General features: G+C 63.1%; 19 protein-coding genes, 1 tRNA gene and 2 pseudogenes. 7 read left to right on the top strand and 15 right to left on the bottom strand.

Annotation, left to right across the window (positions count from 1 at the left end; genetic code table 11):
* The first annotated feature begins 88 nt into the window (after positions 1-88).
* Positions 89-1,096: a symmetrical bis(5'-nucleosyl)-tetraphosphatase gene (locus tag PCE31106_RS13750; RefSeq protein WP_150563628.1), complete on the top strand. Its 1,008-nt coding sequence runs from the start codon at positions 89-91 to the stop codon at positions 1,094-1,096.
* A gap of 124 nt (positions 1,097-1,220) precedes the next feature.
* Here the strand turns inward: PCE31106_RS13750 and PCE31106_RS13745 are convergent, their stop codons facing one another.
* From PCE31106_RS13745 to PCE31106_RS13715, 7 genes and pseudogenes are all read right to left on the bottom strand, one after another.
* Positions 1,221-2,051, bottom strand: coding sequence for a lysophospholipid acyltransferase family protein (locus PCE31106_RS13745; protein ID WP_150563627.1), 831 nt, complete (start codon positions 2,049-2,051; stop codon positions 1,221-1,223).
* Between the two features lie 12 nt (positions 2,052-2,063).
* A complete protein-coding gene (locus PCE31106_RS13740) occupies positions 2,064-3,332 on the bottom strand; it encodes a dihydroorotase (protein ID WP_150563626.1) in 1,269 nt (422 codons plus the stop codon).
* Between the two features lie 7 nt (positions 3,333-3,339).
* Positions 3,340-4,293, bottom strand: a pseudogene (locus tag PCE31106_RS13735) (aspartate carbamoyltransferase catalytic subunit); the annotation flags it as partial.
* Between the two features lie 98 nt (positions 4,294-4,391).
* The gene (gene ruvX, locus PCE31106_RS13730) at positions 4,392-4,820 is read right to left on the bottom strand and encodes a Holliday junction resolvase RuvX (protein WP_150563625.1); all 429 of its coding nucleotides are present in this window, start codon (positions 4,818-4,820) and stop codon (positions 4,392-4,394) included.
* On the bottom strand, positions 4,817-5,386 hold the full coding sequence (locus PCE31106_RS13725) for a YqgE/AlgH family protein (protein ID WP_017232134.1): 570 nt from the start codon (positions 5,384-5,386) through the stop codon (positions 4,817-4,819). Before PCE31106_RS13725 ends, ruvX begins: the two co-directional genes overlap by 4 nt.
* 144 nt (positions 5,387-5,530) lie before the next feature.
* The gene (locus tag PCE31106_RS13720; protein ID WP_150563624.1) at positions 5,531-6,919 is read right to left on the bottom strand and encodes a serine/threonine-protein kinase; all 1,389 of its coding nucleotides are present in this window, start codon (positions 6,917-6,919) and stop codon (positions 5,531-5,533) included.
* A 240-nt stretch (positions 6,920-7,159) separates the two neighbouring features.
* Complete coding sequence (locus PCE31106_RS13715) at positions 7,160-7,330, bottom strand: rubredoxin (RefSeq protein ID WP_006400971.1); 171 nt, start codon at positions 7,328-7,330, stop codon at positions 7,160-7,162.
* Positions 7,331-7,547: 217 nt separating this feature from the next.
* Between PCE31106_RS13715 and thiD the strand changes: the two genes are divergently transcribed.
* Positions 7,548-8,390 (top strand): bifunctional hydroxymethylpyrimidine kinase/phosphomethylpyrimidine kinase, encoded by an 843-nt coding sequence (gene thiD, locus PCE31106_RS13710; protein ID WP_017232942.1) that lies wholly within the window; start codon positions 7,548-7,550, stop codon positions 8,388-8,390.
* Between the two features lie 82 nt (positions 8,391-8,472).
* Here the strand turns inward: thiD and PCE31106_RS13705 are convergent, their stop codons facing one another.
* The 8 genes from PCE31106_RS13705 to recA all read right to left on the bottom strand — a co-directional run bounded on the left by PCE31106_RS13705 (position 8,473) and on the right by recA (position 17,045).
* Positions 8,473-10,269 carry a PglL family O-oligosaccharyltransferase gene (locus PCE31106_RS13705; protein WP_150563623.1) on the bottom strand — a complete coding sequence of 599 codons (1,797 nt, stop codon included), beginning with the start codon at positions 10,267-10,269 and terminating at the stop codon, positions 8,473-8,475.
* Between the two features lie 304 nt (positions 10,270-10,573).
* On the bottom strand, positions 10,574-11,098 hold the full coding sequence (locus tag PCE31106_RS13700) for a pilin (RefSeq protein ID WP_174975181.1): 525 nt from the start codon (positions 11,096-11,098) through the stop codon (positions 10,574-10,576).
* Between the two features lie 229 nt (positions 11,099-11,327).
* Positions 11,328-12,056 (bottom strand): TerC family protein, encoded by a 729-nt coding sequence (locus PCE31106_RS13695; protein WP_150563621.1) that lies wholly within the window; start codon positions 12,054-12,056, stop codon positions 11,328-11,330.
* Positions 12,057-12,211: 155 nt separating this feature from the next.
* On the bottom strand, positions 12,212-13,093 hold the full coding sequence (gene sucD / locus PCE31106_RS13690; RefSeq protein ID WP_017232938.1) for a succinate--CoA ligase subunit alpha: 882 nt from the start codon (positions 13,091-13,093) through the stop codon (positions 12,212-12,214).
* 82 nt (positions 13,094-13,175) lie between these two features.
* The gene (sucC, locus tag PCE31106_RS13685; RefSeq protein WP_017232937.1) at positions 13,176-14,342 is read right to left on the bottom strand and encodes an ADP-forming succinate--CoA ligase subunit beta; all 1,167 of its coding nucleotides are present in this window, start codon (positions 14,340-14,342) and stop codon (positions 13,176-13,178) included.
* Positions 14,339-15,025, bottom strand: coding sequence for a DUF2889 domain-containing protein (locus PCE31106_RS13680; protein ID WP_017232936.1), 687 nt, complete (start codon positions 15,023-15,025; stop codon positions 14,339-14,341). The genes sucC and PCE31106_RS13680 overlap by 4 nt, the downstream gene beginning before the upstream one ends.
* A gap of 309 nt (positions 15,026-15,334) precedes the next feature.
* On the bottom strand, positions 15,335-15,880 hold the full coding sequence (gene recX, locus PCE31106_RS13675; protein WP_150563620.1) for a recombination regulator RecX: 546 nt from the start codon (positions 15,878-15,880) through the stop codon (positions 15,335-15,337).
* 100 nt (positions 15,881-15,980) lie between these two features.
* Positions 15,981-17,045, bottom strand: coding sequence for a recombinase RecA (gene recA / locus PCE31106_RS13670; protein ID WP_017232934.1), 1,065 nt, complete (start codon positions 17,043-17,045; stop codon positions 15,981-15,983).
* Between the two features lie 202 nt (positions 17,046-17,247).
* Here recA and PCE31106_RS13665 point away from each other — a divergent pair.
* The 5 genes and pseudogenes from PCE31106_RS13665 (at position 17,248) to PCE31106_RS13645 (ending at position 23,076) form a co-directional block, all read left to right on the top strand.
* Positions 17,248-18,089 (top strand): annotated as a pseudogene (locus PCE31106_RS13665) (response regulator transcription factor).
* The gene (locus tag PCE31106_RS13660) at positions 18,010-19,653 is read left to right on the top strand and encodes a sensor histidine kinase (protein WP_150563619.1); all 1,644 of its coding nucleotides are present in this window, start codon (positions 18,010-18,012) and stop codon (positions 19,651-19,653) included. Before PCE31106_RS13665 ends, PCE31106_RS13660 begins: the two are co-directional and overlap by 80 nt.
* Positions 19,654-19,824: 171 nt before the next feature.
* Positions 19,825-21,483, top strand: coding sequence for an MFS transporter (locus PCE31106_RS13655; RefSeq protein WP_150563618.1), 1,659 nt, complete (start codon positions 19,825-19,827; stop codon positions 21,481-21,483).
* Positions 21,484-21,663: 180 nt separating this feature from the next.
* Positions 21,664-21,740 (top strand) — tRNA-Met (locus PCE31106_RS13650).
* A gap of 127 nt (positions 21,741-21,867) precedes the next feature.
* Positions 21,868-23,076 carry a hypothetical protein gene (locus PCE31106_RS13645; RefSeq protein WP_150563617.1) on the top strand — a complete coding sequence of 403 codons (1,209 nt, stop codon included), beginning with the start codon at positions 21,868-21,870 and terminating at the stop codon, positions 23,074-23,076.
* Positions 23,077-23,194 lie beyond the last annotated feature (118 nt).

The following is a 23,194-nucleotide window of genomic DNA, read 5'->3' as shown; positions in this document are numbered from 1 at the left end:
AGGGCAACGCATCGCAGGCGCGAAGCCGCGGCACCCGCCATCCCCATGATCGGGACAACTAGACAGACGAGACAGCGCCACCTCCGCCATGCGTGACATCTATGCTATCGGCGACCTGCAGGGTTGCCAGACGTCGTTTGAACAACTGCTCGCGCACCTGCCTCCGGACGCGGATCTCTGGCTGGCAGGCGACCTCGTCAATCGCGGGCCGCGCTCGCTCGATACGTTGCGCCAGGTCATCGCGCTGGGCGATCGCGTCACGGCCGTGCTCGGCAATCACGATCTTCATCTGCTGGCCGTGGCGGCCGGTGTGCGCCAGACCCACGGCAGCGACACCCTCGACGACATTCTCAAGGCCCCCGACCGCGACGCCCTCATCGACTGGGTACGCCATCGACCGCTCGCGCATTTCGCACAGGGTCATCTGATGGTGCATGCCGGCGTGCTCCCACAATGGGACGCCGCGCAGGTCATCACGCTCGCTCGCGACGTGGAGCGGCAGTTGCGTGGCCCGGACTGGAGAACGTTCCTGTCGCGCATGTTCGGCAATCAGCCCGATCGGTGGCAAGACGATCTGAGCGACGAAGACCGTCAACGTCTCACAATCAACGCCCTCACCCGCATGCGCTTTTGCACAGCGGACGGGCGCATCGACTTCAAGATCAAGGAAGGGGCCGACGCGGCCACGGATGAGTTGAAGCCCTGGTTCGACACGCCGAACCGTCGCACAGCCAATGTCACGGTGGCGTTCGGTCACTGGTCCGCGCTCGGCCTGGTCATGCGCGACAATCTGCTCGCGCTCGATACGGGCTGCGTCTGGGGCGGGCAGTTATCCGCGGTGAAGCTCGCCAGCACGCCCGCCGCGCGCGAGCTGGTCCAGGTCGACTGCCCGCAGATTCGCGATCCGCTTGCAATGGCTGACGACAAGACGCGCGACAAGGTCAAAAAGGCGGACAGGACCCAAGACGCGCCCAAGGCCGCGAAAGCCGAGAAGTCCGATAGAGGCGCCGTAGGCAAAATCAGAAAGGTTGGAAAGGTGGAGAGGGCTGGGAAATCGGCGAAAGCGGACAAAGCCGAGAAGCGCAAAGGCCATTGATTGATCGCGCGGGGGCGACGTCTTGCGGCCCGTCTCGTGAGTGACGTCTGCGTCGCTACGGTCATCGCCCTGACGAACGATAACGGCGCCCACGGGCGCCGTTTTTTGTGTCGCGCGACACGCGTCAGACCTGAACGGCCCGCACCGTATCGTCGTCTTCGTCACCCAATGCCGAGTCACGCGAGCCGACCGATCCGCTCTGCGGCAACACTGCCTCGGGCAGAAACCCTTGCAAGGCATCGCCAACCGCCCGCTGCGCGCCGAGCGCAAACTCGCGACGGTGCTGACCGTCTTGCGGATGCTGCGGTTCGCCCACCGACAAGCGCACCGTCATGGGCGGCGCGCGCAGAATCATGTCGATGGACTCGATCAGACTCGTTTCGCCGATATACGCCGGCGCCATCGTATGGCGCCCGCTCTCGGCATCGGTATAGAACAGACACAGCGGCTGCACCGGCCTGGACGTAGCCACCGGCGCCTGCAGCAGATTGGCGTGGAACGGCAACAAGCTTCGACCGTCCGTGGTCGTGCCTTCGGGGAAGACGGTGATGATGTCCCCATCGCGCAGGCAATCGGACAGGTAATGCATGATGCGGCGGGCGTCGGCACGGCGCTCACGTTGCAGGAAGATGGTGCGCGTCTGCACGCACAGCCAGCCGACCAACGGCCAGTGGCGAATCTCGGCCTTGGCGACAAACCGCACCGGCTGCCACGCATTGATCGCGAAGATGTCGATCCACGACACGTGGTTGCACAGCAGCATCACGCCGCTGTCGGGCAACGGCGCCCGCTGCTCGACTTCGAGACGCATGCCGCACAGCGTCAACAGCTTTTGTGACCATGCGCGAATGCGACGATGCTTCGCCGCTTCCGACAGGAACGGGAAAAACAGCAGCGCGGTCAGCAGACCGCGTGTGAGGTGCAAGGCAAGACGAATTTTTTTGATTAGCAGCACGACAATCGCATCCTAGACGGCGAGGGTTTCGTGCGCCACGTGGCCACCCACCAGCGTGAGACCTACACGACCCGGCACTTCGTAACCCAGAAACGGCGTGTTGTGGCCGGCACTGCGCATCTGCTGCGCGGCCACCGTCCAGTGTGCCGACGGCGCAAACACACATAGGTCTGCCGGTTGCCCCGGCGCAAGCCGGCCCGCCCCCGGGGCCACCGTCGCGAGCCGCTGTCCCGGCCCGTACGTCACCCGCGCCAGCGCATCGACCAGCGGCACGCGCGACTCGTCGGCCCACTTCAACACCAGCGACAGGAGCAACTCCACGCCGCTCGCGCCCGGCTCGGCTTCGGCAAACGGGACGAGACGTGCGTCGACCGCCAGCGGCGTATGGTCCGAGCAAATGGCATCGACCGTGCCGTCGCGCGCGGCGTCGCGGATGGCCTCTCGGTCACGTTGCCCTCGCAGTGGCGGATCGAGTCGGTACTGAGCATCAAAATAGCCGATGTCCATATCGCTCAGATGGAGATGATGCGCGGCGACGTCGCACGTCACCGGCAGCCCTTCGGCCTTGGCCGAGCGCACGAGCGCCAGCCCCGCTGCGGACGACAGACGGCACAGATGCACGCGCGTACCCGTCACACGTACGAGTTCCAGAATCGTGTGCAACGCGATGGTCTCGGCCACCACCGGAATGCCCGCCAGTCCGAGACGAGAGGCAACGGCACCGCTGGCCGCCACGCCGCCGGCCGCCAGCGCGGCGTCCTGCGGGCGCAACCAGACAGTCAGCCCAAACGTGCCCGCGTACTGCATCGCGCGCAACAAGGTGCGGTTGTCGGTGATCGACGCGTTGGCCTGCGACAGTCCGATGCAGCCCGCTCGCGCCAACTGCGCCATTTCCGTGAGTTCTCGGCCGGCAAGTCCCACCGTCAAGGCGCCCAGCGGATGCACCTGCGCATGGTGCACGGCACGGGCGCGCAACTGCAGCATTTCGACGAGATCCGGCGCGTCGAGCACAGGGGTGGTATCGGGTGGGCAAACGACGCGCGTGACCCCGCCAGCCAGCGCCGCCGCGGCTTCGCTGGCCGCCGTCATGCGACGTGCCGCCAAATCGACCAGCCCGGGCATGACCGCCAGCCCCGTCACGTCGACGGTTCGGTCAGCGACGAAGTCGGCCGGCGGCATGCCCAGCGCAGCAATGCTGCCCGCCGCGATGAAGACGTCCTGGACACGATCGATTCGGGTCGAGGGATCGATGACGCGGCCGCCCTTCAGATGCAGTTTCATGGCGCCCTCACCCGTGCGTTGCGGCAACGATACTCATCGCCGCCATGCGCACGGCAATGCCGAACGATACTTGTTCGAGAATGACCGACTGCGGACCGTCCGCAACCGCCGAATCGATTTCCACACCGCGGTTCATCGGTCCGGGATGCATGACGATGGCGTCGGATTTGGCCAAAGCGAGACGCGCCGGCGTCAGGCCGTAATATTTGAAATACTCGGCCGCCGACGGCAGCAACGCGCCGCTCATTCGCTCGTTTTGTAGCCGCAACATGATGATGACGTCGACGTCGCGCAGCCCTTCATCCATGTCGTGGAATACGCGCACGCCGAGTTGCTCTAGGCCCTCGGGCAACAGCGTGCGCGGCCCGATGGCGCGCACTTCCGGCACGCCCAGCGTGGTGAGCGCGTGAATGTCGGAGCGCGCCACGCGCGAATGCAGAATGTCACCGACGATCGCTACCGTCAGATTCTGAAATTCGCCCTTGTGATGACGAATCGTGTACATGTCTAGCAAGCCTTGCGTCGGGTGCGCGTGACGCCCGTCGCCGGCGTTGATGACATGCACGTGCGGCGCACAATGCTCCGCGATCAGGTAAGGTGCGCCCGATTGGGCGTGACGCACGACGAACAGATCCGCGTGCATGGCCGACAGGTTGCCGATGGTGTCGAGCAGCGTTTCGCCCTTGCTCGTCGAGGACGCGTTGATATTCAGATTCAGCACATCGGCCGACAGACGCGCAGCGGCAATCTCGAACGTCGTGCGCGTACGTGTCGAATTCTCGAAGAAGAGATTGAAGACCGACTTGCCGCGTAGCAGCGGCACCTTCTTCACGTCGGCATCGTTCACGCCGACGAACTGCGTGGCGGTGTCGAGAATGTGCATCAATACGGCGCGCGGCAGCCCTTCCACCGTCAGCAAATGCTTCAGCTCGCCGTTGCGGTTGAGCTGCGGGTGGCCGCGCCGGCCCAGGATTCCGTTAGCCATGCAGGGGCTCCGCGGCGAGATGGCGTTGCGCGGCGTCGCATTGGCGGCGCGCGGGCGGAATGCCGCTCGGGATATCAGACAGGAACATGCTCGTCGAAATATTGCTGAAGGATGATGCGAGCGGCCTCGGCGTCGAGCGATGTCTTTTGCGAAACCTTGACGCCCGCCTCGGCCAGCGCCGCGGCCGCAGCGACCGATGAGTAACGCTCGTCGACCCACACGACCGGCACGTTGAATCGTCCGTTGAGTTGGTTGCCGAAGCGCTTGGCTTGCTGGGTCATCTCGTGCGGCGTGCCGTCCGGATGGCACGGCAGCCCGACGACGATGAGTTCGGGTTCCCATTCGGCGATGAGCTTACCGGTCTCGGCGAACCGGACTTCACGATTGAGATTGGCCACGACGGTCAATGCGCTGGCCTCGCGCAACATCAGATTGCCGATGGCGACCCCGATTCGGCGCTCGCCGTAATCGAAGGCGAGGACCGTGGCACTGCCAGCCGTCATGCGTGACCCGCGTCGGCGGACAGCATCGACGAGGTAACGCCCAGCAACGCCAACGCAGCATCGAAGCGCTCGGCCGGCGGCACGTCGAATACGATGCCCGGATCCGCCGCGACCGTCAGCCAGCCGTTGCGGCCGATCTCGTCTTCCAGCTGCCCGGCGCCCCAACCCGAATGTCCCAGCGTCAGCAGGAAACGATGCGGTCCCTGACCATTCGCGACGGCTTCGAGCACGTCTTTCGAGGTCGTCATTTCGAGACCGCCCGGCACCGACAGCGAGGAGCTATAGGGCGCGCCGGTCGACTCATGCAGCACGAAGCCGCGCTCGGTCTGCACCGGCCCGCCGAAAAACACGGGCTGATGCGCGAGGGGATCGATTTCCAGCTTGAGATCGAGCCGCTCGAAGAGCGACTGCAGATCGATGTCGGTGGGACGATTGATGACCAGCCCGATCGCGCCTTTTTCGCTGTGTTCACACAGGTACACGACGGTACCGGAAAACGTCGGATCGGCCATGCCCGGCATGGCGATGAGGAATTGATTCGTGAGGTTGATACGGTCGTTCGGCATAGGGCCAAAGTTTATCGGAAGCTGTTTGACGGTCTGCTGCCCGGGTGTTGCCTTGCGCAGCGGGTGCTGCGGGTCAGCAGACGAACTTTTTCCGCATCGTGATACGGCCATCAGCTGCCAATGGCAGCCTTTGCGCCGACTTTATCACGGAACGTCGCGCCCGGTGACGAGCCGCTGTCCGAATACGCTGGCGTCCAGCGCACGCTCGCGCCACATCGCCATTTCCGCGATCAGGTCGGGCCGCGACTCCGGATAAGTATCGGCGGCAAACTGATGCAGCATGCCGCGCAACGCCTTGACCGTCATCGCCAGCGCCGCCGGCCCCCCTGGCTCCGCCGGCGGCGAGGCGGCAAGCCGCTCGCCGGTGGCCGCCACCGCCGCCGCGAGCCGCGCGACCGGTGCCAGCCCGATGCCCGCCGAGTATTGCGCCACCTTCGCCGCCACCGCCGGATCGTTCAGATTGGGCAGCGCCTCGTCCGCCAGGCTCAGGAACGTCTGGCAGACGTCCTGCCGTACCGCCAGCGGCCCAATGCGCAGCCAATCGCGCGAACTGCTTCCCGTGCCCTGCTTCTGCCCGACCTGTGCGGCATCGACCAGCGGCTCGGGCAGATGGCCAGGATGTCGCAGTACGCCGAAATCGGTCAGCAGCGCGCCCAGCCAGCGATCCGGGGCTTGTGCATGCCACGTGGCGAGCGCTTCGAGCAGATCGTGGCCGGGAATGGCCTCGTTTGCGCCCTTTGCGCCGACACCCGCCGTGGCAGACGAAGGCGTTGCGGCGGGGGCCCCGCCCTCCGGCACAACCGCACGCGTCAGTTGCTTGCGTAACGCCATATTCATCCGGCCAATCTGGCGCTTGTCGGCCAGACTCAACGGCGCACGGGAAAATCGCAGCCATGCAGCCGCCAGACGCCAGTAGTCGAGCGGCGCCGTCCCCCCCGCACGGTGGAGATCGGCCGCCAGATCAGCCAGTTCACCGAGGGCCGCAGTGGTGTCGGTGGCCTGCGCGTCGGGACGCAGCAGTCGCAACAGCACGCGCTCGACGTCCGCTCGCAACGGTGCCGTGCCCGCCGGCAGACCGTCCAGGCGTGGGTGCGCGGCCGGCCAGCCGGCCATACGAAGCTCACCCAGCGACGGCGCGCCTGGCCAATGCTCGGAAGCGCGAGGGGCATCATCGGTCGCCACAGGGGATGCACCAGAGGCCGTCCCCGCCTGCCAGATGTCGCGTTCGAACTGACGCAGGGCATTGCGCTGGGCGTCCTGGCTGGCCGGCTGCCCATAGGCCGCTTCGGCGATCGCCTGCACAAGGCGCTCACCGTGCAGCGCCCAATCGGCGTGGCCGCTCGACTGGAGCAGACGGTTGGCCCGTCGCAGCGGGCCGAGCGAGGCCGCCGGACCGTTGGACCAGGCGTCGGATGCCTCGGTCAGCGCGTCTGCCACTTCGGGCAAACGCCACAAGGGCGTGTCGCGAGTCTCGCGCGCGGACGTTTGGGGCGTGTTGATGGTGGTGTCGGAAGGCGTTTGCGGCGTCACCATAGGCCATCTCCTGGCCATACGGCCGGTCTTCGTGAATTCGGGCGGGAAGTCCGCTGCGTCACCGTCCCGGCCGAAGGCCGGGCAGATCGTCGAGCGCCATGCCGTAACGACGGCCAAACGGCGATCGGGTACATCAGAGGCATTGAAGGCATCCGATGCTTCGGAGCGCGCGACAAACGCGGCGGACGCGTTGGACGCGCAAGACCCTTGGGGAACAGGCGGCGGCTGGGCCGCCCGTCCTCAGATCTGCACCATCTCGAAATCTTCCTTGCGCGCGCCGCACTCGGGGCAGGTCCAATTGATGGGCACGTCTTCCCAGCGCGTGCCGGGCGCAATGCCCTCATCGGGCAAACCTGCCTCTTCGTCGTAAATCCAACCGCAAATGAGGCACATCCAGCTCTTGTATTCCATGCTTTCTTCAGCGACGAGCGTTCCGTTACAATGGCTTTGTCAACCGCTTCGGGCCCCGCAGACAAAAATGTCGTACGGTGGCGTGGGAACCTGCCGGTGCATTCGTTCTCCGGCGGGCGATGCCCACGACGCTTTCCAGCGCTCCGAAACGGGCATTTAAGGCGTGATGGTACCAACGAACCCAAGGCGTGACCAGATCGCCGTCTATCCTGCCTCCATGCAAACTGAATCCCCTCCCATTCTCCTGACCTTCGGACTCTCCGACCCGACTTCGGCAACCGGCGTCCAGGCTGACCTGCTCACGTTCGCGAGCATGGGCGGCTACGGCGTGTCGGTGCTCACCGGCTATTCCGCCCAGGACTCGCGCACGTGCAACGACGTACAGCCGGTCGACCCGGACTGGGTCGTCGATCAGGCCCGCATGCTGCTCGAAGACATGCCGGTCGCCGCCTTCAAGGTTGGAAGCGCTGTCAATGCGGAGAACGTCGCGGCCATTGCCGAGATCGTGGCCGATTACGACGAGACGCCCCTGGTGGTGGCGCCCGACTTCGGCCTGGCCGGCGAGCACCTGCTCTCGGCCGACGAGTTGCGCGAGGCCACGGCCAGTCTGCTCGTGCCGCAGGCCAGCGTGCTTGTGGTGAGCCCGGCCAATGCCATCGCGCTGGCACAGACCGTCACGGAGAACGAAAACCTTTCGCTCGACGACGCGGTTGCCATCCTGTTGGAAAACGGCTGCGAGTTCATTCTGGTGAGCGACAACAACGCACCGCAATTCACGCACACGCTCTACACCGAGGGTGGCGTGGTGCGCGAGGACGCCTGGGACCGGCCGCCCCACAACGTCGCCGGCGCCATCGACACGTTGGCGGCCGCCGTCACCGCGATGCTCGCCAACGGCCTCGCCGTGCCGGAAGCCGTCAGTGAAGCGCAAGAGTATCTGCAGCAGGTCCTGGAGAACGCATTCCGCCCGGGCATGGGACGCCATTTCCCCGACCGTTTCTTCTGGGCGCGTAGCGAAGAGACCGATCAGGACGACGAAGGCGATACCCCCAAGGCTTGAGCCGTTGTGCGACAGCGCCGCAAAACACAACGCCCGTGAAATTCACGGGCGTTGTGTTTCATGGGCAGGGTCGCCACGGCCTTTATGACATCGATGACGTCTTCTTTTGCGGTGCGGCGCTCGCGTCCTCGTCGGCCTCGCCCTTCGGCCGCCCCCACGCCTCGATGACCCGTTTGACGAACGGCTTCAGCGTATCGCCCTGCTCACGCAACATCCGGACGAGCGCAGCGTACTGCCCATCGAAAATCGCCGAGTTGTAATTCTTCAGGCGCTGAATGTCTTCGAGCGCTTCGTCGTCGCGCCCTGCGAGGGCGAGCAGCACGATATAACGCTTGATCATGGTCGGCCCGGCACCCAGCGCCAGCGCTTCACGATGCGCCGCCAGCTTTTCGTCGAGCTGATCGCGATTCAGGAACAACGCCCCCGTGACCGCGTAGTCGCCATACGGGGTGAAGAAGAGCGCCGGATCCGTGCGATAGGCTTCGATTTTGCCGGCGCGATAAGCCACTTCGACGCGTTGGTAGTCGTGGTAGAGCCAAGGAATCGCCACGCATGCAAACAGCACGATCACGCCATTGATGGCACCGGCGGCGGTGGGTGACACGCTATCGATCGCTTTTGTCTCGCACAAACCGAGCAGGAACAGCGCGGGCAAGAGGAAGAATGCGTAGTGCTGCGGATACTCCAGCATGGCGTGGACCGCGAGCATGCCGAGCAGAACGAAGGCGAGCGCGACAGACGCCGTCTTGATGCCGCGCACCGCGCGCGCGAACCAGAACGCGAGCGGCGCCAGTACCGCCAACGCACCGATGATGCCGGTCTTCGCGAGCAGATCGAGCAGCACGTTATGGGCGTTGTCGGCCATCTCGACGGGACCGAGCTTGTCGACCAAGGCAAACTGTGCGTCGATGTAGTTCGACCAGCCCGCGCCGAACCACCAATGCTCACGGAAGATCGCCAGACCGTACTCCCACAGGTTCAAGCGCCCCGCCACTTGGCCGGCCTGCTGCATGCGGGCCACGGCACTGCCGTCGAGCTGCAACCCCCAGGCAACGTTCGCCCAACCGACGAACATCGTCATCAGGGCGAGCAACGGAAGGATGGCAACGGGCACGAACCAGCGCGTCGGCCGGCGCATGTTGCGCGCCGTCTCGGCACGCGCCACCCACACGAGCCACGCCCCGAATGCCGACAATAGCGCCAGTTGCAGCCACGGTGTACGCGAGCCGGTCAGGCAGATACCGATATCGAAAGCCGCACACACCACAAGCCACAGCCAGGCGGGCAGCTTGCGCTGATACCAGAGATAGAACGCCCCCGCGCTGGCAAGCGACAAATATGTTGCCAAGTGATTCGGCTGATACATATTGCCGAACAGTCGGCGCGCGACCGTCACGGAGTACTTGGCCACCAGCCAGGGTACGTCGGCTTCCAGATGAAACGCTTGCAAGACCTGCGCGCCCACGGCGTACAGCCCCCCCAGCGTGAGCGCCATCGCACTCCATCGCATGAGCACGTCGCGCCACCCGAGTTGTGCCAGCCAGAACCCGGCATTCACGGCCACGATCATCGCCACGCCGTAGAGCAGCGCAGTCATCATCAGTTGCGGCAGCTCGGTCGGCATCGTGGCACGCTGCACAAGGATGACCGCCACAAAAGCGAGCGGCATCCAGGTGACGCGAGGCATCCGTAGCGCGCGTGCGTCGCGTTGCCACACGGCGATCATCGAGAGCGCACCGAGCAACGCGAACAGTGAGAATGTCAGCGCTTCCGCATAGAAGGTGGAAATCGGATACGTGTGCCTGACGAGGTTATAGGGCAAGGCCCAGATCAGGGCCAGCGTGAGCCCGATCATTGAGAGAAGCAGAGGAGGAAACAAGATTGCCGCCGTGCAATGCACCCGTTGGAAGATGCGCAAGCATAACGAAAAATGGCTGCCCCAGGGGCAGCCATTTCACAGCGGGCGCGTATGAATGCGCCGTCGACAAATCCGCCATCTCGGCAGGCCACGCGGGGGGCATGCCAAGGTTGCGCCGCCGGTGCGTCAACGCTACGTCGCCACCATATCAACGCAAGCTCGACGTTACGCACGCGCTGGGCCCGCGTCGGCAGACGTTGTGCCGACGTTGCGTGGATGTCGCGCCGATACGGCTCGACGCAATCCGTCCGGCCGAGCGCCGGCCTCAGCCCGACTTGCCGGTGGTGGCCGCCGCACGGCACTCCGGCGGCGCCAGCTTACCCGGCAACGTCGCACCATTCGGAGCCCCTTCGCGGCCTTGGGCGTAACACGTCCAGACGATCTGGCCTTCGGGGGCCTTGCCGACCGTCAGCGCCTTGGGCGAGCCATCGGCAGCGGCACTCGTCGGCACCAGCACAAGGGCACCGTCGCCTGCACGTTGCGTATAGGCGACCGTCACGTTGCCGCTCACGGCATCGATACTCACCGCATTCACGTTGTCCGTCGCGCTCGGCGCTTGCCAGCCGCTGTTGAACGGCGCGCCGTGCATGGCGTTCTCGCTCACGAGTGCCTTGGCGGACGCCGCAGCCCCCAGCCCTTCGACAACACGTGCACGTACCAGATAACTCTGCAGATACGGAACCCCTGCCATGACCAGCACACCAATGATCGCCAACACGATCATCAACTCGATCAGGGTGAAACCCCGAGACTTGGCAATACCGGAGGTCCGGTGGCCGAAACGACGCATTGTGTAACTCCCTGCGAAAGCAATGAAAACAAAAGGGACATCGGGGGGAAGTGGGCGGAGTATGCCATACCCCCCTCGGCCAGCGCCCTGCCGTAGATCAAAATCGGGCGGGGCCGTATGGGTGAGGAGAATCGTCCTAGTCAGAGGCGGGACGATTCGGCCGAACAGCACGGTGGCTCCTGGAAAAACCACCGCGGACCGACGACATCGGTCCCGGGAATGGACCCGATCATTCCGAAGAGGTTGCACGCATTTGACGTGCATCGGCCCGACGCTTGAGCACGCGCCCCACCACCACGACGAGCAGTGCGCCGATCACAGCCGCCACGTAATGCGTATATTCGGCCGCGGCGCCCGGCAGATGCAACCAGTCGCCGATGCCCGGATCCGACGCGATCAGCCCGCCCGCAATCCAGCCGAGCAACGCCGCCCCGGCCATCACGATGAATGGGAACCGGTCCAGGGCCTTGAGCACCAGTTGCGAGCCCCAGACGATCAGCGGAATGCTCACGAGCAGACCGAAGATGACGAGTGGCAACTGATGGTCTTTGGCTGCCCCTTCCGCGGCGCCGGCAATGGCGATGACGTTGTCGATACTCATCACCAGGTCCGCAATGATGATGGTCTTGACCGCCGTCCAGAGCTTGTCGGCCGGCTGTACGCTATCGTGAGCCTCATGATCGGGCACCAGCAGCTTGATCCCAATCCAGAGCAACAACGCGCCGCCCACCGCCTTGAGATACGGCACCGCGAGCAACGTCACGGCGAACGCGATCAGAATCACGCGCAGCACGATGGCGCCGATCGTGCCCCATACGACGCCCTGCAAACGTTGTTTGGCCGGCAAGTTGCGGCAGGCGAGCGCGATCACCACGGCATTGTCGCCACCCAGCAGGATGTCGATCATGATGATCTGCAGAACCGCAGCCCAGTTCAGCTCGGCAAAAAACGCAAGCATGGCGGGAATATCCTCGGGAACGAATGCAACGATGGAAACGAATGGCTTGTGAAACGCCATAGCAAAAAAGGGAGCCCGATGTCCCGGGCTCCCTTTTCATGACCTCGCTCGTGCGCGCCAGTTCCGGCGCGCACGAGCCGGTCGTCCGACGGGAATTACAGCACCGACTTGAGCAGACGGCCCATTTCCGACGGGTTCTTGGTCACCTTGATACCGCAGGCGTCCATGATTTCCAGCTTGGCTTCAGCCGTATCGGCACCGCCCGAGATCAGCGCGCCGGCGTGGCCCATGCGCTTGCCCGGGGGCGCCGTCACGCCCGCGATGAAGCCGACGACCGGCTTCTTCATGTTGCCCTTGATCCACTCGGCCGCCATGGCTTCGTCCGGGCCACCGATTTCACCGATCATGATCACGGCGTCCGTATCCGGATCGTCGTTGAACATTTGCATGACGTCGATGTGCTTCAGACCATTGATCGGATCGCCACCGATACCGACGGCGGTCGATTGGCCCAGGCCCAGGGCGGTCAGTTGACCCACGGCTTCATACGTCAGGGTACCCGAGCGCGACACCACGCCAATGCGACCCTTCTTGTGGATGTGACCCGGCATGATGCCGATCTTCAGTTCATCCGGCGTGATCACGCCCGGGCAGTTCGGGCCGAGCAGCAGGGTCTTGCGACCTTCGCGACGCATACGGTCCTTCACTTCGATCATGTCACGAACGGGGATCCCTTCCGTGATACAGATCGCCAGGTCCAGATCGGCTTCGACGGCTTCCCAGATCGCGGCGGCCGCGCCTGCGGGCGGCACGTAGATCACCGACACGGTCGCGCCGGTCTGTGCCTTCGCGTCCTTGACCGAACCGAAAATGGGAATGCCCTCGAAGTCTTCGCCAGCCTTCTTCGGGTTCACGCCGGCGACGAACGCGTTCTTGCCATTCGCGTATTCGCGGCACATGCGGGTATGGAACTGGCCGGTCTTGCCAGTGATACCTTGGGTGATGACCTTTGTATCTTTGTTGATCAGAATCGACATTGCTTGATTTCCTTCATCCGGTTGCCGGGCAGCGTTCGCACACCCCTTTGGGGTCGCGCCGCTGCGGCTTCGACTGTTCTGGTTACTTGCCTGCGGCAGCCGCGACAACCTTCTGGGCAGCTTCTTCCATGCTGTCCGCCGAGATGATCGGCAGACCCGATTCGGCGAGCATCTTCTTGCCCAGGTCTTCGTTCGTGCCCTTCATGCGCACGACCAGCGGCACCTTCAGCGAGACGGCCTTCGAGGCTGCGATCACGCCTTCGGCGATCACGTCGCAACGCATGATGCCACCGAAGATGTTGACCAGAATGGCGGTCAGGTTCGGGTTCTTCAGCATGATCTTGAACGCTTCGGTGACCTTCTCGGTCGTGGCGCCACCGCCCACGTCCAGGAAGTTCGCCGGCTCGCCGCCGAACAGCTTGATGGTGTCCATCGTGGCCATGGCCAGACCGGCACCGTTCACCAGGCAGCCGATGTTACCGTCGAGCGAGATGTAGGCCAGATCGAACTTCGAGGCTTCGACTTCTGCCGGATCTTCTTCGTCCAGATCGCGGTAAGCGACGATTTCCGGGTGACGGAACAGGGCGTTCGAATCGAAGTTGAACTTGGCGTCCAGCGCGGTGACCGTGCCGTTGCTGCTCACGTTCAGCGGGTTGATTTCGGCCAGCGACGCATCGGTTTCCCAGAACGCCTTGTACAGACCTTGCAGAATCGCGCGGGCTTGAGCGATCGAAGCGTCGGGAACGCCGATCTTCTTCGCCAGATCGTCGGCTTGCGCGTCGGTCAGACCGACGGACGGCTCAACGATGACCTTGTGGATCAGTTCCGGATGCGTTTCGGCGACTTCTTCGATGTCCATGCCGCCTTCGCTCGAACCCATCAGCACAATCTTCTGCGTGATGCGGTCGACCACGAGGCTGACGTAGAGTTCGTTCTTGATGTCGGCGCCGTCTTCGATCAGCAGGCGGTTGACCTTTTGACCTTCCGGACCGGTCTGGTGCGTGATCAGTTGCATGCCGAGGATCTGGCCGGCGTATTCGCGCACTTGCTCGATCGACTTGGCAACCTTCACGCCGCCGCCCTTACCGCGACCGCCTGCGTGAATCTGGGCCTTGACCACCCAAACCGGACCGCCGAGTTCTTCGGCTGCCTTCACGGCCTCGTCCACGGAAAACGCCGGAATGCCGCGGGGCACCGCGACTCCGAATTTTCGGAGGATTTCCTTGCCTTGATACTCATGAATCTTCATGCGTGATTCCCTTCTTGCTGAGTTGGAAGTTTGGGTTCGAGCTGGCGAGTCGAGGCACCATCGCGCACCGCTTCGGTTGTGGCGGGCGTCGTGGGCTCGTTCGCTCGATCGTTTGCGCGGCCGTTGAACCAGCGCGGGTAAAACCGGCGCACCGCCTCGCCATCAAACCGCAGGGCGTGACAATGTCCGAGTTGGAAAGGAGGCGCCGAAACATCGGCCTCATGGGCGGCCTTGAGCGCCGTGTCGGGGGTGTGGATCACCTCGCCGGCGAAGGCCTGAATCGCTGCCGTGGGCAGGACACTGCAAAGTTCGGTCAGATGGGTACAGCCCGCCGCGCCGCCGAGGCGCTCGCGCACCGCATGGCGGAACCCGCGCCGCAGGTTAAGTCCGATCAATTGACGGTAGTCTGGGCCAATCTGGTCACAAATGCCGGGATAAGGCACCCAGTCGGAGACGGCCTCGGCGTCACGCACCTCGAAACTCTCGTCGATCGTCAGACGCAGCCACAGCGAGTGAATCGGCGTGCCCTCCTTTCGAAGGCCCGTTGCCAATGCAAAATCGCGATCCTTGTGATCGGTTAGACAGGCTTCGATGTCCCATAGGCCATCGTCGCGCGAAAACGCTTCGACAGCGATCGCGCGGCGGTGACGCAGGGTACGAGAGGCGGGCTCAGAGAGCGGCATGCGAGAGTGTGCAATGCATGAACGCGGAAAGATCTGAATTCTAGCATAGGCAGCGACGGCGATTGCCGCAGCGCAACAGAAGCCCGCCGCATAAGGTCGAATTACCCGACCAATGGGTCGGGTTATCAAAATTCCGCAGGTGCTGGGCGTATGGTGCAACGCCATATCGCGATAACTGTGGCATGACGCGACACGCGAGATACCGCGCCATGTCACGCCAGTATTCATGCGGCTTGCGAGCCCACGCGCGTCACCCGCCCTTCCCCGATGAATGGTGCGACATCCATCAGGAAAATGATGGAAGTCGCGTCAAAAGTCGTCCGAGTATTCGTCGGCACCCCACACGATTTTGCTGATAACGGTACGCGAGAAACCGCGCGAGGCGAGAAAACGCATCTGTTTGGCGCGCGCCTCGGGCGTCGTGGCAATCTCGCCGAACTTCTTCTGCCATACGGCGCGGGCCCGAACGAGTTCCGTTTCGCGCAGTTGTGTCGCGAGGGCCGTCACGGTATCGGCGTCGACCTGATGCTGCTTGAGTTCGTTGACGATACGCGTCGTTCCCATGCGCGACGCACGCCGATGCACGACGCTTTGCGCAAATCGTTCATTGGACAACCAGCGCTCCTGCTCAAGACTGTCGAGCACGCGATCGAGCGCTTCGGGATCGTCGGCGTCGGCGAACGGCGCAAGCTTGCGACGCAGCTCGGCTCGGCTGTGTTCGCGACGCGCGAGATAGGACAGCGCGCGCGCCTTGAGGCTCAGCACGGGTTTGCGCGACGGCTTGACCGCAACGGCGGCGTCGCCCGGCGGAGGTGGCGGCGCGTTCGGATCTCGGGGAGGACGGCGAGTGATCATGACGTCATCGTGATGCCATCAAAGCGGGGGCCGGAAAAGCAAAACGGCAACGCGGCGCCGACTGGCTTCGCGTTGCCGCTCAGGAACAGGCGCGAGGTCCTCAGACCTCGTCGTCTGCTTCGATTTCGCCGGTCTCGTTGATTGCCGTGACGCCGAGCGATGCGCGTACCTTATTTTCGATCTCGTGGGCGATATCCGGATTTTCGCGCAGGAATTCACGCGCGTTGTCCTTGCCCTGGCCGATCTTCTCGCCGTTGTAGCTGTACCAGGCGCCAGCCTTCTCAACGATCTTCGCGTTCACGCCCAGATCGATGATTTCGCCTTCGCGCGAAATCCCCTGGCCGTAAAGGATGTCGAAAATCGCTTCGCGGAACGGCGGCGACACCTTGTTCTTGACGACCTTGACGCGGGTTTCGTTGCCGACGACCTCGTCACCCTTCTTGATCGAGCCGATCCGGCGAATGTCCAGACGCACCGACGAGTAGAACTTCAGTGCGTTTCCGCCCGTCGTGGTTTCCGGGTTACCGAACATCACGCCGATCTTCATCCGAATCTGGTTGATGAAGATCACCGTGCAGTTCGTGCGCTTGATGGTACCGGTCAGCTTGCGCAGGGCCTGGGACATCAGACGCGCCTGCAGACCCGGCAGCGAATCGCCCATTTCCCCTTCGATTTCGGCCTTCGGCACCAGCGCCGCCACCGAGTCGATGACGATGAGATCGATCGAGCCCGAGCGCACCAGCGCGTCGGCGATTTCGAGGGCTTGTTCGCCCGTGTCCGGCTGCGAGATCAGCAGTTCCGGCACCGACACGCCCAGTTTGTTGGCGTAGCCGACATCGAGGGCGTGCTCGGCGTCGATAAACGCGCAAGTGCCACCGACCTTCTGCATTTCCGCCACGACTTGCAGCGTGAGCGTGGTCTTACCCGACGATTCCGGACCGTAGATTTCGATCACGCGCCCACGCGGCAAGCCACCCACGCCCAGCGCGATGTCCAGGCCCAGCGAGCCGGTCGAGACGACCTGGATGTCCGCTTCGACCTCGCTGTCGCCCAGACGCATGATCGAGCCCTTGCCGAATTGCTTTTCGATCTGCGCGAGGGCGGCGGCCAGCGCCTTGCCTTTCTCGGCCGACAGATTGGCAGACCCTTTCTTGCTTTCTTCCATGAATCGTCCTTTGATATGATGAGCGAGACGGCTCGGGTGAGGCGTGAATGCCAGTACTGTATAAAAAACCAGTGCTGTTTGCAAGTGCCTGTTGTCCGAAAGCGCCGAAACGACAAAAAAAGCCGCGAACCACGCGCCGCAACATCACAGGAGACACACCGCAGCCGTCAGGCGACGGTGCCAATACGAGCCTATCACGCCCATGCGAATTCTCATCGCAGAGGATGACAGCATTCTGGCCGACGCCCTGACCCGCTCGCTGCGCCAGGGGGGCTATGCCGTCGATCACGTCAAGACGGGGCTCGAAGCCGATTCCGCGCTCTGCGCCCAGACGTTCGACCTGCTGATTCTCGACCTCGGCCTGCCTCGCCTGCCCGGTCATGAGGTCCTGCGCCGCTTGCGCGCGCGCAATTCCCATCTGCCCGTACTGATCCTGACCGCATCGGACAGTGTCGACGCCCGCGTCAAGGGGCTCGATCTCGGTGCCGACGACTATATGGCCAAGCCGTTCGCGCTGGCCGAACTCGAAGCGCGCGTGCGGGCGCTGACGCGGCGCGGCGCGGGCGCTGACGCGGCGCGGCGCGGGCGGCGGCTCGACGGTCATCCGTCACGGCCCGCTCAGCTTCGACCAGGTCGGACGAACCGCCTATATCAATGAGCAGATGCTCGACCTGTCCGCCCGCGAACTGGAATTGCTCGAAGTCCTGCTGCTGCGTACCGGTCGGCTCGTTTCCAAGGAGCAGCTCGTAGACCACTTGTGCGGCTGGGGCGAAGAGGTGAGCAACAACGCCATCGAGGTGTACATGCACCGGCTGCGCAAGAAGATCGAGCCGAGCGGGGTGCGCATCGCCACGATCCGCGGGTTGGGGTATTGTCTGGAGAAGCCGGCCGCCGCGCCAGCCAATGCGGCATAGTCCGCCGAATGCGGCCGCGGCCGCCCCTGCCTCTTTAGCCTCTCCGTCCGATGCGTCTGAGCTTTCGCCACCATCATCGCGCCGCGCCTGCGGACCCGGACGCGTCGTCGCACTCGCCCTCATCACCTGAGGGCGCACCCTCACGACCGCACACTCCCTCGCCGCCCGGTGCCGACGAACCGTTCGACCGGCTCGACCCTTACACCGATCCGTTCGTACGGCCCGGCTTTGGCGCGCCGCTCGAGCACGAGGCGGAGCCGCCCCCGCGCTCGCTCTTCGGCGAAATTCTCGACTGGATGCTCGCGCCACTGCTGCTGCTTTGGCCGATGAGCATTGCCGTGACGTACCTCGTCGCGAAATCCATTGCCAACGGCCCCTTCGACCGGGCGCTCGAGACCAACGCTTACGTTCTCGCCCAGCAAGTCCATTCGGACCGCGGCCAAGTCACCCTGACGCTGCCCATGCCCGCACGCGATCTGCTGCGCGCCGACGCCACCGACAACGTCTATTTCCAGGTGCTGGGGGCGAAGGGCGAACTCGTCGGCGGCACGCCCGACCTGCCGCTACCGCACGAAGACGACCGTCCGCAACCCGGCGTCGTACAGTTTCGCGACGAAACCGTGGGCGGCAACGACATCCGCGTGGCGTTCACCTACGTCGACTTGCCGCGGGTGACGCCCGCCGGCAGCATGGCGCTCGTGCAGGTCGCGGAGACGCTCGACAAGCGCAGCCAACTGGCGAACGAAATCATCAAGGGCGTGATCCTGCCGCAGTTCGTGATCCTGCCGCTGGCCATCGTGCTCGTGTGGTTCGGCCTGTCGCGCGGCCTCGCGCCGCTGCACGCGTTGCAGGAACACATCCGCGCGCGGCGTCCCGACGATCTATCGCCGCTCGAAGCGCGCCAGGCCCCGCCGGAGATTGCACCGCTCGTGGGTTCGCTGAACGATCTGCTCAGTCGGCTGGAGCAGTATATGAAACTCCAACAGCGTTTCATCGCCGATGCCGCGCACCAGCTGAAAACACCGCTCGCGGGGCTGCGCATGCAGGCCGAACTTGCCTTGCGCCAGACGTCTCCCGACGAATTACGCCGTTCGCTGTCGCTGATCGCCGTAAGTTCCGAGCAGGCGGCGCGCCTCGTCAACCAGTTGCTGGCGCTGGCCCGCGCGGAGAACAGCGCGAACGACGCCGCCGCCTTCACGCCGGTCAATCTCAGCGTGCTTGCCCGAAGCGCCATGCAGGACTGGTTTCAGGCCGCCTTCGCCAAGCGGATCGATCTGGGCTTCGAGGAGCCACCGTTTTCGGTGCATCTGTCGGGTCAACCGGTGATGCTTCGCGAATTGCTCAACAACCTGATCGATAACGCGATCCGTTATACGCCGACGGGTGGGAAGGTGACGGTACGTCTGCGGCATGAGGCGTCCGACGGCTTCGTTCATCTCGAAGTCGAAGATACCGGGCCAGGCATTCCGGCGTCGGAGCGTCCACGGGTGTTCGAGCGCTTTTATCGCATTCTCGGCAGTGACAGCGACGGCAGCGGCCTGGGTTTGGCCATCGTGCGCGAGATCGTGCAGATCCATCGCGGCGACGTGAGCGTGCTCGACCATGTTGACGCGCAGCACCCCGAAGCAACCGGCACGCTCATTCGTGTCACGTTCCCCCTCGCCGATGCGCCTATCGAAAACCCGCATGCGTGACGAATTCACGCGAAATACGTTCAATATCGAGCCAAAGTCGAGGGTAAGTCCCTAGCAACGTAAGCTTCGAGTCAGTTTGGCGTCAGACGTCGGTAAGGTTGTCCTCCAATAATCAGTGGCAGCGGCCCGGGCACGACCCAGGGGCGTGCTTACATTACAGGAGACAACCGCATGGCTACTACAACGACAGCCACCTCCCATGCGCCGATGACCGCCGAAGAAAGAAAGGTCATCTTCGCGTCGTCGCTGGGCACGGTGTTCGAATGGTACGACTTCTACCTGGCCGGGTCGTTGGCCGTTTTCATCAGCCGGCAGTTCTTCTCGGGGATCAACCCGACGGCCGCTTTCATCTTCACATTGTTGTCATTCGCTGCAGGCTTCGCGGTGCGTCCGTTCGGCGCCATCGTGTTCGGCCGCATCGGTGACCTGGTCGGTCGCAAGTACACGTTCCTGGTAACCATCACGCTGATGGGGCTGTCGACGCTGGTTGTCGGTTTGCTGCCGGGCTACGCGTCGTGGGGGATCGCCGCTCCGGTGATCTTCATCGCCATGCGTTTGTTGCAAGGTCTGGCGCTCGGTGGCGAATACGGTGGTGCCGCCACGTATGTTGCCGAACACGCGCCGCACGGCCGCCGCGGGTTCTACACCTCGTGGATTCAGACGACCGCCACGCTGGGTCTCTTCCTCTCGCTGCTGGTCATTCTTGGCACCCGCACGCTGATTGGCGAAGAAGCGTTTGCCAACTGGGGCTGGCGCGTGCCGTTCGTTCTGTCGCTCGTGCTGTTGCTGGTGTCGCTGTGGATCCGCATGCAACTGAGCGAATCGCCGGCGTTCCAGCGCATGAAGGCCGAGGGCAAGGCCTCGAAGGCGCCGCTCAGGGAGTCGTTCGGTGAGTGGAAGAACCTGAAGATCGTGATCCTGGCGCTCGTCGGCCTGACGGCCGGTCAGGCGGTCGTGTGGTACACGGGCCAGTTCTATGCGCTGTTCTTCATGACGCAGGTGCTGAAGGTCGATGGCAATACCGCGAACATCATGATCGCGGTGGCCTTGCTTATCGGCAGTCCGTTCTTCGTGTTCTTCGGCGCGCTCTCGGACAAGATCGGGCGCAAGCCGATCATCATGGGGGGCTGTCTGATCGCCGCGCTGCTGTACTTCCCGATCTTCAAGGCACTCACGCACTACGCCAACCCGGCCCTGGAGGCGGCAACCGCTCGCTCGCCGATCACGGTGATCGCCGATCCGAACGAGTGCTCGTTCCAGTTCAACCCGGTGGGCACGTCGAAGTTCACGAGTTCGTGCGACATCGCGAAGAGCTACCTGTCGCGTTCCGGCCTGAACTATGAGAACCAGGCAGCGCCGGCGGGCACGATGACCACGGTGAAGATCGGCGACAAGGTGATTTCGTCGGTCGACGGCAAAGCGGCGGATGCGAAGGAAAAGACTGCGGCGTTCGAGGCCGACATGTCCGGTACGCTCAAGGCCGACGGATATCCGCCGAAGGCTGACCCGGCGCAGATGAACAAGCCGATGGTCGTGGTGCTGCTCACGATTCTGGTGATCTTCGTGACGATGGTGTACGGGCCGATTGCCGCGATGCTGGTGGAAATGTTCCCGACGCGCATTCGCTACACGTCGATGTCGCTGCCGTATCACATCGGTAACGGCTGGTTCGGCGGCTTCCTGCCGGCCACGGCGTTCGCGATCGTGGCCGCCAAGGGCGACATTTACTCCGGCCTGTGGTACCCGATCATCATCGCCCTGGCGACCTTTGTGATCGGCATGCTCTTCATCAAGGAAACCAAGGACGTCGATATCTACGCCAACGATTGATGGGGTGACCTGCCCGACAGGTTGAAACGGATCAACAACGCCGGGGCCTTCGGGTCTCGGCGTTGTCGTTTCCGGAACCCGGGGCGGCGAGGCGGGACGAGCGGTCGTGGCGACTATTTGCGTTGTTCCGCAAAAATATGTTGACAGCCCATTGGGGCTTACCTATACTCTTTCTTCTACGGCGAATTAGCTCAGTTGGTTAGAGCGACGGAATCATAATCCGCAGGTCCGGGGTTCGAGTCCCTGATTCGCCACCAAATAAAACAAAGGGTTAGCTTCGGCTAACCCTTTGTCGTTTCTGCCGAGTGTCAACCAACTGTCAACCGGCATCGCCGCAGTTCAAAATATTCCAATCTCGCAGTTTGGCCAAACGGGGGCTTCTGAGTGGACGGCGTATTTCTTTGCTATCGGACAGACGATCAGCACATCGTTGACATCTGCAATAGATATTGGGCTCTGGGACCTCAGGGTGTCTGGTCTGAACGGGTCGACTCGATAGCCTCAGACGCCGGCATCCCCAAATACAACCTCGGCAAGTTCGTACAACAAGCGAGCTCAGCATTCGCGGTCGGCGCTCGCTGCACCGTATGCGATACCCCCGTCGAAGTGACATCCAGAAGTGACTTTGCAAGCGCAAAGAACACTCGTCGTAGATGTGGGACTTGCCTGGCTCAGGAAAACGAGCTTCGTAAGCAGCAGTTACTCCTCCAGCAACAGGAAAAGCGAGCCGCCGAAGCCGCGCAAGCCGAGTCAATTGCTCGACATTTGAACTCAGTAAACGAAGACTTCGCACCCCGCGACTACCAAAGCCTAGGCTTCGTCAACTCTGCGTTACTTTATGCGCTGCTTAACGCTGCGGGTGAGTCATGGCGAGCTTCGCTTATCGAATCGATAGACAGCCAAGCTGGCACGCTCGCGCCGACCGAAGACGGTTCGATAGCGATCTATATGCGGATGAACAATGCGGGCGTGTTGTGCTTGAGCGAGACGTCAACGCGCGGCTCCGTAATCGTGAAAGATGACGGAAAAATCGCCTACTACCCGACTCGGGTAAATTGGACGTTAGCTAGTGACCCTGAAGGACTCTCCGACTCAGACCTACTCACCGTACTTGAGGCTAGTTTTCACACGCCCGAGCCCGATGCTCTCGACGCCCTTTGGAAAATCGTTGCTGAGGATGAGTGCAAGGCGTATTTCATCGAGCAATACGACCGATACAACTTCCCGGGCGACGGCTATTCCGACAAGATTGCCGAGTCAATTCGCTACGCACTCGAACGGTACTCCATTCCCCAAGTTTGGAACCTGATTTACTACACCATGAAGGGGCTGGCTGCTCTGCTGCAAGACTCGAGGTACACCAGACGACATGTGTACAACATGATCCCAGGCAACATCCGCCGACGCGTCGACAACTCAATCGCGAACAACTACGAAGTGCGCCCGTGGGGAAGACAATCGGAAGCCAAGGAAGCATTTTTGACGAGCCTATTCTTCGACAAAATTCTCGGTGGCGGAACAGAGGACTTCAATCTGGTGAATAGCTCGAACATTGGTGCAGTCGCCGACAGACTTGGGGAAATACCCTTCTGACGAGTGTTCTTATCAGGCTCTGCGAAGCGGCCGGTATTGGAGGGGGTGTCAGAATTTCCGTGTTCAAGGCGAGTTGAGAATTACACGGACGGTCGAACGAATCGATCCGCGTAAAGGA

It is taken from the genome of Pandoraea cepalis (genome assembly GCF_902459665.1).
Taxonomy (GTDB): Bacteria; Pseudomonadota; Gammaproteobacteria; order Burkholderiales; family Burkholderiaceae; genus Pandoraea; species Pandoraea cepalis.
This window is presented reverse-complemented; position numbering and strand designations above follow the sequence as displayed.